We start from the raw sequence: 14,808 nt of genomic DNA on the forward strand, positions 1-14,808 counted from the left end.
CATTCGGGCTGTTAAAAACCTTTATTGGCCAGCCATTGAAAGAGCTGGGTATAGACTTGTTCACGCGCGGTTTTTTCCGAAAGCACTAAATCATGCAAGCCATTGTGTATGCTTTGAATGGTGACATCGCCCTGAATTTTCTTGGCATATTTTTGGATATCTTTTACACCTAAAATCACATCAGTGGTCTGCGCTGCTTTACCCCATTTTTTGGGATTTTTAGTTTGATGCGAGTGCATGACCAAGACCGGTACATCTAGGCTGATACCTCGATGAATCTCTTTTTGAGCCTCATAAATTGTCCGCACGAAACTTAAATACACCATTGGATAGCGGGTCTTTTTCCAGTCTAAATTGAAGTCCCATTCACCCTTGAGTTCGCGGTGTAAGCTGGCGGTGTACCACTTATTCAGTTCACTTGGGAATTTTAAATTGGGAAAGGTTTTTGCCAATTTACTCAGCTGTGGAATACCCAGTGCGCGTTTCACTGGATTCATGTTGAAATCATAAAATGGGCTATTGACCCAAAGGGCTTGAATTAAAGGATGATTTGGATGATGGGCTGCATACAAAGTGGTGGTTAAGCCACCGGTAGAATGACCACAGAGCAGCAAGGCATCATGACCTTCATCAGCAATGATCGTTAGGGCTTGATCTATTTCGGCATCGTATTCAGATAGTTCATGCACATTATAGTATTTTTGATGCGGGCGGATGGAGCGGCCATATTTTCTTAAATCCAAGGCATAAAAGTCGAAACCGTGCTGATTGAAGCGTCCCGCCATTTCGGTTTGGAAAAAATAATCGATAAAGCCATGGATATAGAGCACCGCTTTGGAGGTGGGGGCCGCTGCTTTTTTGCGAACCAGTGTGGCAACCACAGGGCCTTCATAATCATCCGGGAAGGTCAGCGTGGCTTGTTCATAGCCTGCGCCCAAAATGTCAGGCTGATACTGAATTGGTGAATGGCTCATTATTATACTCATCAATATTATTGGACATTATGCTTTATCCTTGATGAGCCATGAGCTTTTGTCAAATGAATAATCGATGCTGTTATGCGGACTAAAAAAGAGTGACCTCAGTATGAAAGCGACCAATCTATAGTCGCTTTCCTGAAATAAAAGGTGAAATGGATTCAGTTGAGCCTACATCACCAGACTCAAAGGGTAATGTAGGCACTTGGGTCACTTAAACATGAAGACCTATTGGGCTTAACTTAAACGGCTGCTTTGAAGTCGACCACAGAGGCATTGGCTTTAAGCGCTGTCTTGAAAATATCAACCACTTGAGCATGAGTCGCTTTACGTGGGTTGGTGAGCATACAGGCATCTTTTTGCGCATTTTCAGACATGATGCTGAGGTCTTGTTCTTTCACACCAAGTTCAGAAAGGCTCGATGGAATGCCAATCGAAGCAGAGAGTTCACGGATTGCTGTAATCGCTGCATAAGCCGCTTCAGTCACCGTTAAACCATCGGTTGGCACACCCATGAGCTGCGCGATACGTGCATAGCGGTCAGGGCAGGCGATCAGGTTGAATTCGCAAACGTGTGGTAACAGCACGGCATTACATACGCCATGTGGCAAGTTGTAGAAGCCGCCGAGTTGGTGGGCCATCGCGTGGACATAACCTAAAGATGCATTGTTAAATGCCATCCCTGCTAAGTACTGTGCATAGCTCATTGCATCACGTGCTTCTAGGTTTTCGCCATTGGCGACGGCAGGGCTGAGCCATTCACTGATCATTGCAATGGCTTTTTCAGCACAAGCATCGGTAATAGGATTGGCTGCTGTAGAAACATAAGCTTCGACCGCATGTGTTAATGCATCCATACCGGTTGCTGCAGTGAGCGCCGCAGGTTTCGCAATCATCAGTTTCGGGTCATCAATGGCGATAAGAGGGGTACAACGCCAATCGACAATCGCCATTTTAACGTGGGTGTCGGTATTGGTAATAATACAGAAACGGGTCATTTCTGATGCCGTACCTGCGGTGGTATTAATCGCAATGAGTGGAGTCATTGGAACTGTACTTTTATCGATGCCTTCATAGTCACGAATATGACCACCACCGGCAGTGACTAAGCCAATGCCTTTGGCACAGTCATGAGAAGAGCCGCCACCGAGAGAGACAATAAAGTCACAGCCATTGTCATTGTAGGCATCAACACCGCTATGCACGTTGGTGTCAGTTGGGTTGGGTTCTGCGCCCGGAAAGATGTGACTTTCTACGCCAGCTTCAGTTAAATATGCGGCAATCGTATCTGCTACACCAAATTTGTAAAGACCGGCATCGGTCACGATAAGCGCTTTCTTTGCGCCAAGATTTTGCGCTTTTGCACCAATTTCTTTAGCACAGCCGGGGCCAAAAAGTGAAACACAAGGGATGTAAAAACCGTTTGTTTGATCTGCAATATTTTTAAAAGCCATGGTGCGATTCCTTCTACCATTCATTGTCATTTGTTATGGGTGATACTCACCTAAACTGAGTATTGCGAGGGATGTTTTAAATTCACACCTACCAAAGACCTACCAAAATTAAGGCTTTGTTTTGAATTTATTTAATTGATTGAAATTTAATCATTAATTATTTTTGTTATTTTCTAAGATTCGCTAAAAGTCGTATACATTTCAGCCAAAATAGGCGTTGCGATGATTGGATGCATGATCGAGTTATCAGATTATAAAATCTAACTAAAACTACTATCAATTTACTAAATGCCCCAAAGCGCTCGAATCAGGATAGGCTATAACAAATAACGAGATAGTCACTTTTGTGCATTTCGCTTTTTGCAGTGCGAAACAAAAGATTAATTAAACGAGTTAAATAATGCCCAGTGAAAATTTGAAAACGAAACGACCTTTATATATTCCTTATGCCGGAAATACACTTTTAGAACTCCCACTTTTAAATAAGGGTTCTGCGTTTAATGAAGATGAACGTAAGAGCTTTAATTTGCACGGTTTAATTCCACACGTTACAGAAAGCATTGAAGAACAAAGTCAGCGTTCTTATCAGCAATATTGTGCATTTAATAGTGATATCAATAAGCATATTTACCTGCGCAATATTCAAGATACCAATGAAACATTGTTCTATCACTTAATTGAAAACCACCTCAGTGAGATGATGCCGATCATCTATACACCAACAGTGGGGGAGGCTTGTCAGCGCTTCTCGGACATTTATCGTCGTCATCGTGGGATTTTTATTTCATATCCTGACCGTGATCATATTGACCAAATTATTCATAACGTGAATAAAAAGAACGTGAAAGTGATCGTTATTACGGACGGTGAACGTATTCTTGGACTTGGTGACCAAGGCATTGGGGGGATGGGGATTCCGATTGGTAAGTTGTCACTGTACACCGCGTGTGGTGGGATCAGTCCAGCCTATACATTGCCGATTACTTTAGATGTCGGAACCAATAACCAACAGCTGTTGAATGACCCGATTTATATGGGTTGGAGTCAGCCTCGTATCAGCGGTGAAGAATATTATCAATTTGTCGATGACGTGATTAAAGCCATTCAACAACGTTGGCCAAAAGCGCTGATTCAATTTGAAGACTTTGCACAAAAAAATGCGATGCCTTTATTGGAAAAATATCGCGATAAAATTTGCTGCTTTAATGATGATATTCAAGGAACAGCAGCGGTGTCTGTCGGAAGTTTAATTGCGGCATCACGTGCAGCAGGCAAGCAGCTCAAAGATCAAATCGTCACATTCTTAGGTGCAGGTTCAGCAGGTTGCGGGATTGCAGAGCAGATCATCAAGCAAATGGTGGCGGAAGGTTTAACCGATGCTCAAGCGCGTGCGCGGGTGTTTATGGTCGATCGCTTTGGTTTAATTACTGAAAATCAGCCGAATCTTTTAGATTTCCAACGTAAACTTGCCCAATCTACAGACAATGTTGCACATTGGGCTGATGCCGAATCTATGATTTCACTGTTGGATGTGGTGAAAAATGCCAAACCTACTGTACTGATTGGCGTTTCGGGACAACCGGGACTGTTTAGCCAAGAGGTCATTGAAACGATGGCTGCGAATTGTGAACAGCCTATTGTGTTGCCACTGTCTAATCCAACATCGCGTGTCGAAGCGGTGCCAGCAGATATTATCGAGTGGACCAAAGGTAAGGCCCTGATTGCGACTGGCAGTCCATTTGCACCAGTGAATTATCATGGCAAGATTCATCAGATTTCACAGTGTAATAACTCCTATATTTTCCCGGGGATTGGTCTCGGTGTGATTGCATCTGGGGCGAAACGTGTGACGGAAAATATGCTGATGGCATCGAGTACGGCGTTGGCAGACTGTTCACCAAAATTGGCAGATCCAAATGCCGATTTATTGCCAAGTTTGGATTATTTACAGGATATTTCGAAGAAAATCGCTTTGAAAGTGGCATTGGCAGCGATTGCTGATGGTGTTGCACCAAATGTCAGCGTTGAAGTGCTCGAACATGCGATTGAAGAGAATTTCTGGAAACCTGAATATCGTGATTATGTCCGTGTGACCTATTAATTCGGTCTAAAGATCCTGTTTGAACAGAATCGAATTTGCACCTAATTGAAAAAATACCCTAATCTGGATTAGGGTATTTTTTATGTGTAGCCGCACGCTTTTTTCTAAGAAATACGAAAAATAATCGTGAGGGTCGTTTTAAATTTTGCGTTTATCCAATTGGTTGGAAATGTGATCTCCACAGGCTTGAACCAGCATCACGATCGCGACCAAGACCACTATCACTGCCAGCATGATTTGCATATCAAAGCGTTGATAACCGTAACGGTAAGCAATATCCCCCAAACCACCTGCACCGATAGCCCCTGCAATGGCAGAAGAATTAATCATGGTCACCAAGGTCACAGTAAAGCCCGCGACGATGCCAGGAAGCGCTTCAGGGAGCAGCACATGCCAAATGATTTGTTTGCGATTACAGCCGATGGCTTGAGCGGCCTCAATCAGACCTTGATCGACTTCACGTAAACTCACTTCTGCAATGCGTGCAAAAAAAGGCGTGGCCGCAAGGGTTAAAGGCACGACGGCAGCCCAAACGCCATAACTGGTGCCCACGATAAAGCGCGTGAGCGGAATGAGTGCCACCATTAAAATAAGAAAAGGCACCGAACGGGTAATATTGACCAACCAACCTAGGGTGTGGTTTAGGCTTTTTGAAGGATAAATCCCGTGTTCAGCACTACACACCAATACGACTGCTAAAGGCAGGCCGATCAGAAAGGCCACAAAAGCTGAAACGCCGACCATCAGTAAAGTATCAATGGTTCCACTAATCAGTAAATCAATGAGTTGGTCGTGCATAGCCAAGTACCTCAATCTGTGCGATATGGTGTTTAAGTTGTTCAGATAAGGCGTTGATCTCTAAATGGCTGTGGTCTACAGCAACAATCAACGAGCCAATTAAATGCCCTTGAATACTATCGATATGACTTTGATACAAATGTACTGGCGCCTGAAATTGATCAAAAATAAACTTTAAGTCCGGCGACTGTTGTAGTGTCGATTCATAGCGTAATTTTAAAATGATTTGATCATTTGGATCTGACGGTTGTGGCTGAATATCGCTTGGTAAATCAAGCTGTTCAAGGTTGAGCAACTCTTGTGTGATCTGCTGCTGAGGCGTAGAAAACACGTTCCAAACCTGTCCTGCTTCTACAATTTCGCCTTGATCGATCACCACAACTTGATCGCAAATCTCGCGAATGACCTGCATTTCATGGGTAATCAACACAATGGTGATACCGAGCTTTTGATTAATTTCTTTAAGCAAAGACAGCACAACAGAAGTACTTTCAGGATCGAGTGCAGAAGTCGCTTCATCACAGAGTAAAATTTCTGGATGATGAACTAACGCTCGTGCAATCCCAACACGTTGTTTTTGCCCGCCCGAAAGTTGAGAAGGGTAGAGCGCTGCTTTATTTTCAAGACCTACCAACTTCAGCACTTCATTCACTCGCTGAGCGATATCGGCTTGACTGAAATTGGCGATTTTAAGGGGCAGCGCGATATTGTCATACACGGTTTTGGCAGACATCAAATTAAAATGCTGAAAAATCATCCCAATACGCTGACGCAGTGCAATCAACCCTGCGTGAGTTAAGCTTGATAATTCCTGTTGATGGATGTGAATACTGCCATCACTGATTTGTTCTAAGCCATTCAGCGTTCGAATCAGCGAAGATTTACCCGCGCCGCTTTTCCCAATAATGCCGAATATTTTGCCTTGTGGAATATTCAGATTGATATCTTTTAAGGCATGAACCTGCTGTCCTTGCACATCATAAAATTTATTTAAATTTTTGATTTGGATATGGGGGACGGCAAATTCAACCGATGAACCGAAACTCACCATGAGCGACTCCTTATTTCCAACCGGGGAACCACAGTTTTGCACCAAAATCTGCGTCCAATGCTTGTTTAACTTTAGGTGAGTTTTGATAAATATCGACAAATTTACGCAGTTTATCATCATGATCTACATAGTCATCACGTACGGCAAATAAGATGGCAAAACGCTTGTCAGTATTGGAGTCAAACAGTAAGGCATTTTCAGGATCGGCAGTTTTTGCTAGACGTAAATAATGTGGATAGCCAAAAGCCAGATCGACATCATCAATTGCACGTGCCGTTTGAGGGCCTTCAACCTCAATAAATTGAAGCTGTTTAGGATTCGCAGCAATGTCATTTAAAGTCGATAAAAAGTTATCTGGCTGTTTCAGCTCAATGAGCTTGGCTTGCTGTAACAGTTGTAAGGCACGGCCCTGATTGACCGGATCATTCGGAATCACCACTTTGGCTTTATGGGGTAAATCAGCAAAGTTTTTATACTTTTTTGAATACAGTCCGACATGGGTAGCAGCACCGACATCAAAGGCTTTGATTTTAAAATCCGTTTCTTTTTTTGCATTGTCTAGAAACGGCTGATGTTGGAAAAAGTTCGCATCAATATCGCCGTGGTTTAGGGTGATATTCGGGGTATTCCAGTCCGAAAATTCCACCAATTTCACGTTCAGCCCTTGCTGCTTGGCTTCATCTGCAGCGACTTGTAAGGGTTTAGCAAAAGATGGGCTAATCCCAATCACCAATTCACTTTGATGATTTTTCTTTTGTTGATTCCAAATAACTAAGCCAATCACCAAGATGGCCACGATTACACCAATCAGTGTGAATTTAGATTTTGCTGTTTGTGCCATGGCACACCTCTATATTTCCAAATAATTAAATTTTTTGTCTAACATGTTGTTTTATAAATGCAGCTTATGCTGTTTCAACGTTTTTAAGGGTTGCCTGACAAGATGTTTCGGAAGTGGGACATCGGTAGCGATAAGCAGGATGTGTCATTGCTAAATGGTCACCTTGTTGAAACAGTTTTTGCCGTAGACTACCGGTGTCATATGCAGTTTTATAGCGTCCACGTTGCTGTAATTCTGGAATGACCAAACGGATAAAATCTTGATGTGACTCGGGTGCGACGGTGCGAGTCAGATTAAATCCATCGATGCCAGTTTCATCCAAATAATCAATTAACTGTTCTGCAACATTGGCACCACTCCCAACAAAGAGCGGATAACGCCCACCTAGAACGTGCTGAGCACGCAAATCTTGGCGCGTAATTTTCTGCTCTTTAAATTTTTGATTGACCGATGCGATGCTATTGGTCTGCTGATACGGAATGGCTTCATCTTCTGCAAAGTTGGCGAGGTTCATCCCAATCGAGCTGGAAAAGTGTGCCAGTCCCGCTTCAGGATTGGCATAGCGAATGTATTCAGCCAATTTCTCTTGGGCGAGTTCATCGGTCTCTGCGGTCACTACCGTAATGCCGACAAAGAGTTTTACGGCTTGTGGGTCACGACCTTGCGCTGCGGTTTGACTGCGAATTTTCTGTACCTGATTTTTGACTTTTTCAGCGCTGTCTGCACCGATAAACATGCCTTCCGCATGTTGCGTCGCAAAAGCTAAACCACGTGGTGAAGCACCGGCCTGATACAACACAGGGGTGCGCTGAATCGATGGAGAAACTTGAAATACCCCTTGGCTTTGATAGAACTTCCCTTGGTGTTGAATGGCATGTACTTTTTTGGGGTCGCTAAAGATGCGATTTGCTTTATCTTTTTGAACCGCATCATTTTCCCAAGAGCCTTCCCAAAACTTATAGCAAAGCTGCAAAAACTCTTCAGCTTGTTCATAGCGTAGATCATGATCTTTCAGGCCTTTTTGCCCAATCAAGCGTTCTGCACTGTCTAGATATCCAGTCACGATATTCCAGCCGATTCGACCTTGGGTCAGGTGGTCTAGGCTGGCAAATCGACGTGCAAATTGATAAGGCGTTTCATAGCTCAAATTGACTGTTACACCAAAACCTAAGTTTTCAGTGACCGCAGCCATTGCAGAAATTAGGGTGCTGGGGTCATGGCTCGGCAGTTGGATCGACTCTTTAAGTGTGAGATCAATATTGCCTTCATAAACATCATAGACCCCGGTGATATCTGCAATAAATAGCCCGTCAAACAGCCCTTGCTCCAAGGTTTTGGCAAGATCCGTCCAATAGCTTAGTTCATTAAAGCGGTGTGACTCATCGCGTGGATGGGTCCATAAGCCATGATTGATATGCCCGACACAGTTCATGTCGAAGGCATTCAGTAAAATTTTCTTGGCTGAATGTGATCGGGTATCTGCTGTGGTGATTTCGCTCATTACAAGGTCCCTCGACGTGGGGGCAATACGCCATTTAGGAGGTAATTGGCAATGAAGAAATATTTCCATCGCCCTGCATCATGCAAGGTATGGACACGTGCATTACGCCAAAAACGATCTAGACCATCTTCACGCTGACTGCCACGGCTGCCTGCAAGCTCAATCAATTTTGAAGCCGCTTTCAGTGCAGTTTCAGTACTATGCGCACGTACTTTCGCTACATCTAATGAGGCTTTTGCGATGTTTTCAGCATTGGGCTGTGGGCGAGCAGCATCGATGGCACGAGCGGCTTGTTTCAGCAAGACCTCACTGGCGCGAACATCTGCGGCAATACGACCGAGTTCGTATTTGGTTAAAGGATCTTCGCTTGCAAGATCAAGACCTGAATCAATCCATGGTCGTGCTTGGTGTACGCGGTGCAAACTTTCTTCAAAGGCTGCGCGGGCTATACCGACTTCAATCGCAGCATGCATAATTTGCGCAAATGGCCCAACCAATGTCGGCTCCGTAAATGCCCGATCAAAGGGAATGACATCTATGGCAGGAACTGCAACTTGGTGAAATTTTACAGAACCACTGCCGGTGGTGCGTTGTCCAAATCCTGTCCAATCATCGATCAGCTCTAAACCTGTATTTTCACGTGCAATAAAGGCTAAATATTCACGACCATCTTGGTCTTTGACCAATGTGGGAATACGATGTGCAAATAAACTGCCGGTGCAATAAAACTTTTCACCATTCACCACAAAACCATCGTCATGAGGGCGAATCGACGTTTGTTTTTGCGCAGCGGTTTTGGTTTTAAACTCGGCTAAGGCATTGCCAAAACGTGCGCCAGCAAGCACTTCGGCATAAAGCTTTTGCTTTTGTTCAGCTGTGCCGGTGTTTCGTAATACTTCCAATGCATAAAAATGGTTTTGTGGAATTTGTCCAATTGAACCATCTACACCACTCATAAGCGCAATCACTTGCGCCACGGTATCACTTGAAACTTCGGCACCGCCAAAAGCTTCGGGAACCGTGATTGCCCAGAGACCAGATTGGCTATAGGCCTCGATTTCATCAAAAGGGAGTATGCGTTCGGCATCACGTTGCACGGCATTTTTTCTAAATTGTTCGGCCAATTGTTTTGCAATTTCAATCGCTTCTGCATCGGACTGAATAATATGCGCAGGTGTCGTTGATGCGGCCTGTAGCGAATTTATATTTTGGAAAGAGGTCATCAGAATTCTCCTTAAATCCACGCATGGCGTGCAGGTAATTTATGATTTAAGTAATAGTCGCCTAAGGTATGCAGCTTCCAACGCACAGGATCATGTAGGGTGTGTACTCGGGCATTGCGCCAGTGTTGATCAAGGTTATGAGCACTTAAACTTGCACGGCTGCCGCCTAATTCAAGGAGTTTTTCAGAGATCTGTAAGGCTGCATCATTGGCATAGATTTTGGCTTCTGCGACACGAATCGAAGCCAGAGCAGCTTGTTGTTCACTCACCTGATCAAGCTGATCTAATTCATCGAGGTAATCTGCGGCTTCATCTAAAAGTAAAATCGTAGCATCCAATAAAACTGCAGATTTACCCACCTCTTGTAGGGTGTAGGGCTCAAAACTGGCTTTCTCAACTTGTGCATCCACAATCGGACGGGCTTTTTGTACCGCAGAAAGGGTGTCTGCAAAGGCAGCTTCCGCAATCCCGACATCGATCGCGACTTGCATCAATTGTGAAAAGGCACCTCGATACGTTGGCCTTGCAGAAAGCTTACGTTCATCAAAAATTAATAGGGGGTCTACTGCCACATGGTTTAGTTTGACGGTGCCACTAGACGTTGTGCGCTGACCAAAACCATTCCAGTTATCAATCACTTCTACGCCTGTAGCATGTCGATCAATGATGGTCAGGACAACATGACCTTCAGGGTGAACGGCTTTAATCGCCAACCAATCTGCAAAACTACTGCCGGTTGAATAGAACTTTTCACCATTAACAACATACTTTCCATTTTCAATGCGCAGCGTTGTGTTTAAGGTTTTAGTGTCTTTGGTGTTGCGCTCTGGGCCACCATTGGCTAAACGTTTTCCCTGTAAAATTTCATTAAAAATAAAGGCTTTTTGCTCATCCGTTCCCATGAGGTCAATCATATACAGCAAGGCAATTTGGTTTTGTGGAATTTGGCCCACGCTAGAATCTGCTTTATTGATAATGCGAAAAACCTGCGCCAGTGTCTTGTTGGACACGTAGGCACCGCCAAATTTTTTGGGAATACGAATGCCACCTAAACCTTTTTGACTGAATAAGTCGATTTCTGCAAAAGGCAGCAGGCGGTTCTGATCACGTTCATTTCGACCTTCCAAAGCAAAATCTGCAACATGATACGCTGCATGAATTGCTTCTAAGTCATTTTCAATAACATGAATATTTTCAGAGATTAAATGAGACATAATGACACCTTTAATAGATATCAAAACGCTACTCGTAAATCCGTGATTCTTTAAATGATGGATTATTCTTAACTTAGCAGAATGTCTTTTTAGCATTTAATCTGCATAAAAATTATGCAAATTAGATAAAATAAGTGTTTGATTTAAAACAATAGATGTAGAAATAACAACAAATGAATTTATTAGAAAATAAGGTATTAGCAACTTTGCAGATATTCAACCTTAAAAATAATATATCTAAGACAGTGGGTTAGATACTTCTATTTGAATGAAGTATAGCTTTGTTCAAGGCCTCATTTAACATTGTAGATTCGTCTGAATCGCTCCAAATTATCTCACTTTCTTTGTAGAAGACAAAAGCTTAGTAATATTACGATAGCTATAAAGAAAGTAGTGATAGGCTTCATCTAGCTATTGGCTCTAGAGCTTGATGTTTTAACATACATTAAATGGGATGAGTGGAAACCTCAGTCTGAATATCGTTGCCAATGCAGTTAAGAAATTGCTTCGAACAGGAATAAAGGATGAGATTCTAAATTACCAGTTCAATATTTCTTAAATTAATCAGATTCATGCATGTGTAATGGTTTGAAATCAATTGAACGAACGAGGCTGTTTTCACCCCTCAATGATGACTTAAATCTAAGTTGTTTAGGAGGGCTTAATTTTTTGAATCTTTGAATAAGCATGTCGATCAAAACACAATACTTGAAAAGGAGTATACTTCTACTACTAAAGTACAATCACAGTGTGTGATTGTACTCAATCTTCAAACTTCGTTACATAGGCAACTATTTGGTATCAATAGCCCAAATTATTTCCTTATCTGTAAGTATTTAAAACTGAATGCTAGCCATAACTTCAAGAATTGAATGAGTAGAATGTAATTAGATTTATACGATTTCAAATGCGTTTTGTTGGGCACCATGTATTTATAGCATACGATTTAAAAGACTTTACTTTATTCTAATTTTTTGACTATTTAACCAAGCCTATATTACCCAGAGGCAAGGTATGAACACAGAACAAACCTCTCTGCAAGAGCGTGTAGGGGCTAAAGTCTACCGATATTTTTTTATCGTACTGACTGCTCTGATCGCACTATATTTAATCATCCAAGGTTCTAAATTATTGAGTCTCGGTGGTTCAAGCTATTATCTCATTGCTGGTGTTGCGTATATCGTCATCGCTGTTTTATATGCAATGAAAAAAGCCGCTGGCTTTTGGTTGTCTATCATCACATTTATTGCAACTGTGATCTGGGCAATTGCTGAAGTGCAAGGTTTTGACTTTTGGCAATATATTCCACGTTTAGTGACCCCAACTGTTTTATTTGTTTTAAGCCTATGGGCAAGTCGTAGTCTGCCTGCACTGAGCCTCACAAAAGTTAAAATAGCCAATCAAGTTGGATTCGTTGGTTTAGCTGCCTGTGTGGTTGCGCTGATTGCCGCATTCTTCCCACATGGCAAAATTTTAAATCCAGTTGATCTCGTACAAGATCCAAGTTTAGCAAAACCAAATGCTGAAAACCCAGACAACTGGGAGTATTTTGGTCGTAATGGTAACGGTACACGTTTCGCTCCATATACTGACATTACCCCTGAAAATGTCAAAGATTTGAAAGTTGCTTGGACCTACCATACGGGTCGTGATTTGAAAGCAGGTGTAGACGAAAATACACCCATTCAAATTGGTAGCACACTGTATTCATGTACACCGACCAATATTATCACTGCCATTGATGGTGATAGTGGTAAAGCACTTTGGAAATATGATCCTAAAGCAAAAACTGCGGAACATATTACCTGTCGTGGTGTAGGCTACTACGATGCAACTAAAGATAAATCACTTACACCTGCCGATTTAGCATCTAACGGCATCAAAGCATGTCCACAACGTATTTTAACCTCTACTGTTGATGGTCGTTTAATTGCCTTGAATGCGAAAACAGGTGCTTTATGCCCTGAGTTTGGTATCAATGGTCAAGTCGATGTTTTACATGACATGGGGCCAACTGAACAAAGTAAACGCTACCACCCAACATCAACTCCTCTCATTGCAGGTCATGTTGCAATTTTAGGTGGCTGGGTCCGTGATATTGTGCACGGCGAGCCTTCTGGTGTCGTACGTGCCTATGATGTTCGTACAGGTAAATTGGCTTGGGCGTGGGATATTGGTAATCCTGAACTTGTTGGTGAGCCTAAAGATGGTAAAGGTTATACCCTTGAAACGCCAAACATGTGGACCATTCCAACCTATGACAAAGACTTAAATCTTGTTTATTTACCTACTGGTAATGGTCCTCCAGATTATTGGGGTGGTGACCGTAGTGGTGCTAAAGAGAAATTTGGTTCGGCTGTCGTTGCTGTCAATGCAACGACTGGTAAAACAGTGTGGTCGTATCAAATTGTGCATCATGACGTATGGGATTATGACTTACCGTCACAACCTGTGCTTTACACCATGACCAATGATCAAGGTGAAAAAGTTCCTGCATTGATTCAAACCACTAAAATGGGACAAATCTTTGTCTTAGACCGTCGTACGGGTAAACCAGTGTCTAAAGTGGTTGAAAAAGCCGTTCCAACCTCTGGTGCTGCTGAAGGTGAAAAACTTTCTCCAACTCAACCATATTCTGTCGATATGCCACAAATTGGGAATGACACTTTACGTGAAAAAGACATGTGGGGGATCTCTACCTTTGACCAATTAAACTGTCGTATTGATTATAAAGATTCTGTGTATCAAGGTCTTTATACCCCGCCGGGTGAAAAATCATATATAGAATGGCCAAGTCTTTTAGGTGGTATGAACTGGGGTGGTATTTCTATCGATGAATCAACAGGTTTGATGTTCGTCAACGATATGCGTATGCCACTTCGTATGTCTCTTGTACGTAAAGAAGACATGGGCAAGTACAAAATCTCAACGGATGAAGTTCCAGGATTCATGGGGACTGTACGTCCACAATTTGCAGGTCCATATGCAGGTGTAAAAATCGACATCATGCAGTCTGCATTGGGTGTACCATGTAACCGCCCTCCGTTCGGAACCATGACAGCGATTGATTTGAAATCTAAAAAAGTCGTTTGGGAAGTGCCAATGGGGACTGCTGAACAACTTGGACCTTTAGGTATTAAATCTCATATGCCAATGCCTCTTGGTATGCCTACTTTAGGTGGTCCAACGTCAACTGCTTCTGGTCTAGTATTCTTTGCAGGTACTCAAGATTACTACTTACGTGCTTTAGACTCTAAAACCGGTAAAGAAGTGTGGAAAGCTGAACTTCCTGTGGCTGCTGTTGCAGCACCATTGATTTATAAGTCACCAAAAACTGGAAAACAATATGTGGTTATTTCTGCAGGTGGTGCAAGCCACTCTAAAGATGTAGGTGATTACATCATTGCCTATGCTTTGCCTGATCAAAAATAATTGACATACAATTTACTAAAAAACCAAAGCTTAGGCTTTGGTTTTTTTTGAAAAAATAATGATCAATATCTAAAATTTTAATAAGTAATGTAAGCGTCCGCTGAACACACCTTCTGAATTCATCCTATAAGCCTTAATTTAGTCCCCACTTAGAAACAAGTGGGGACTTAAATTTATGACTACAAATCATCAGACATCCATCGCATCTCTTGCGAA

The 14,808-nt window shown here is 42.6% G+C and carries 10 protein-coding genes; 2 read left to right on the plus strand and 8 right to left on the minus strand.

The genetic code is table 11. From position 1 onward, the window contains the following. Window positions 1-11: 11 nt before the first annotated feature. Together FTU36_RS10235 and FTU36_RS10240 are read right to left on the minus strand one after the other, a co-directional pair. The gene (locus FTU36_RS10235) at window positions 12-974 is read right to left on the minus strand and encodes an alpha/beta hydrolase (RefSeq protein WP_180117771.1); all 963 of its coding nucleotides are present in this window, start codon (window positions 972-974) and stop codon (window positions 12-14) included. 245 nt (window positions 975-1,219) lie between these two features. Beyond that, window positions 1,220-2,431 carry an iron-containing alcohol dehydrogenase gene (locus FTU36_RS10240; RefSeq protein WP_180117773.1) on the minus strand — a complete coding sequence of 404 codons (1,212 nt, stop codon included), beginning with the start codon at window positions 2,429-2,431 and terminating at the stop codon, window positions 1,220-1,222. A 400-nt stretch (window positions 2,432-2,831) separates the two neighbouring features. Here FTU36_RS10240 and FTU36_RS10245 point away from each other — a divergent pair, with 400 nt between their 5' ends. After that, entirely contained in the window at window positions 2,832-4,532 is a 1,701-nt protein-coding gene (locus FTU36_RS10245; protein WP_168378849.1) for an NAD-dependent malic enzyme, read from the plus strand. A gap of 138 nt (window positions 4,533-4,670) precedes the next feature. Here the strand turns inward: FTU36_RS10245 and FTU36_RS10250 are convergent, their stop codons facing one another. The 6 genes from FTU36_RS10250 to FTU36_RS10275 form a co-directional block, all read right to left on the minus strand. Then, entirely contained in the window at window positions 4,671-5,330 is a 660-nt protein-coding gene (locus tag FTU36_RS10250) for a methionine ABC transporter permease (RefSeq protein WP_078191524.1), read from the minus strand. Next, complete coding sequence (locus FTU36_RS10255; protein ID WP_180117775.1) at window positions 5,311-6,381, minus strand: methionine ABC transporter ATP-binding protein; 1,071 nt, start codon at window positions 6,379-6,381, stop codon at window positions 5,311-5,313. The genes FTU36_RS10250 and FTU36_RS10255 overlap by 20 nt, the downstream gene beginning before the upstream one ends. 10 nt (window positions 6,382-6,391) lie before the next feature. Beyond that, entirely contained in the window at window positions 6,392-7,222 is an 831-nt protein-coding gene (locus tag FTU36_RS10260; RefSeq protein ID WP_180117777.1) for a MetQ/NlpA family ABC transporter substrate-binding protein, read from the minus strand. A 64-nt stretch (window positions 7,223-7,286) separates the two neighbouring features. Then, window positions 7,287-8,723: an LLM class flavin-dependent oxidoreductase gene (locus tag FTU36_RS10265; RefSeq protein ID WP_180117779.1), complete on the minus strand. Its 1,437-nt coding sequence runs from the start codon at window positions 8,721-8,723 to the stop codon at window positions 7,287-7,289. Then, the gene (locus tag FTU36_RS10270) at window positions 8,723-9,946 is read right to left on the minus strand and encodes an SfnB family sulfur acquisition oxidoreductase (RefSeq protein ID WP_180117781.1); all 1,224 of its coding nucleotides are present in this window, start codon (window positions 9,944-9,946) and stop codon (window positions 8,723-8,725) included. The genes FTU36_RS10265 and FTU36_RS10270 overlap by 1 nt, the downstream gene beginning before the upstream one ends. Window positions 9,947-9,957: 11 nt before the next feature. Then, window positions 9,958-11,184 (minus strand): SfnB family sulfur acquisition oxidoreductase, encoded by a 1,227-nt coding sequence (locus FTU36_RS10275; protein ID WP_180117783.1) that lies wholly within the window; start codon window positions 11,182-11,184, stop codon window positions 9,958-9,960. Window positions 11,185-12,174: 990 nt separating this feature from the next. Between FTU36_RS10275 and FTU36_RS10280 the strand changes: the two genes are divergently transcribed. After that, entirely contained in the window at window positions 12,175-14,592 is a 2,418-nt protein-coding gene (locus FTU36_RS10280) for a membrane-bound PQQ-dependent dehydrogenase, glucose/quinate/shikimate family (protein WP_180117785.1), read from the plus strand. Window positions 14,593-14,808 lie beyond the last annotated feature (216 nt).

This window comes from Acinetobacter sp. YH12096, from assembly GCF_013419215.1.
GTDB classification, from domain to species: Bacteria; Pseudomonadota; Gammaproteobacteria; order Pseudomonadales; family Moraxellaceae; genus Acinetobacter; species Acinetobacter amyesii.

Excerpts from the sequence above, each read along its gene's own strand:
- FTU36_RS10235 (WP_180117771.1), bottom strand. The coding sequence starts at position 974 with ATGAGCCATTCACCAATTCAGTATCAGCCTGACATTTTGGGCGCAGGC.
- FTU36_RS10240 (WP_180117773.1), bottom strand. The coding sequence starts at position 2,431 with ATGGCTTTTAAAAATATTGCAGATCAAACAAACGGTTTTTACATCCCT.
- FTU36_RS10245 (WP_168378849.1), top strand. The coding sequence starts at position 2,832 with ATGCCCAGTGAAAATTTGAAAACGAAACGACCTTTATATATTCCTTAT.
- FTU36_RS10250 (WP_078191524.1), bottom strand. The coding sequence starts at position 5,330 with ATGCACGACCAACTCATTGATTTACTGATTAGTGGAACCATTGATACT.
- FTU36_RS10255 (WP_180117775.1), bottom strand. The coding sequence starts at position 6,381 with ATGGTGAGTTTCGGTTCATCGGTTGAATTTGCCGTCCCCCATATCCAA.
- FTU36_RS10260 (WP_180117777.1), bottom strand. The coding sequence starts at position 7,222 with ATGGCACAAACAGCAAAATCTAAATTCACACTGATTGGTGTAATCGTG.
- FTU36_RS10265 (WP_180117779.1), bottom strand. The coding sequence starts at position 8,723 with ATGAGCGAAATCACCACAGCAGATACCCGATCACATTCAGCCAAGAAA.
- FTU36_RS10270 (WP_180117781.1), bottom strand. The coding sequence starts at position 9,946 with ATGACCTCTTTCCAAAATATAAATTCGCTACAGGCCGCATCAACGACA.
- FTU36_RS10280 (WP_180117785.1), top strand. The coding sequence starts at position 12,175 with ATGAACACAGAACAAACCTCTCTGCAAGAGCGTGTAGGGGCTAAAGTC.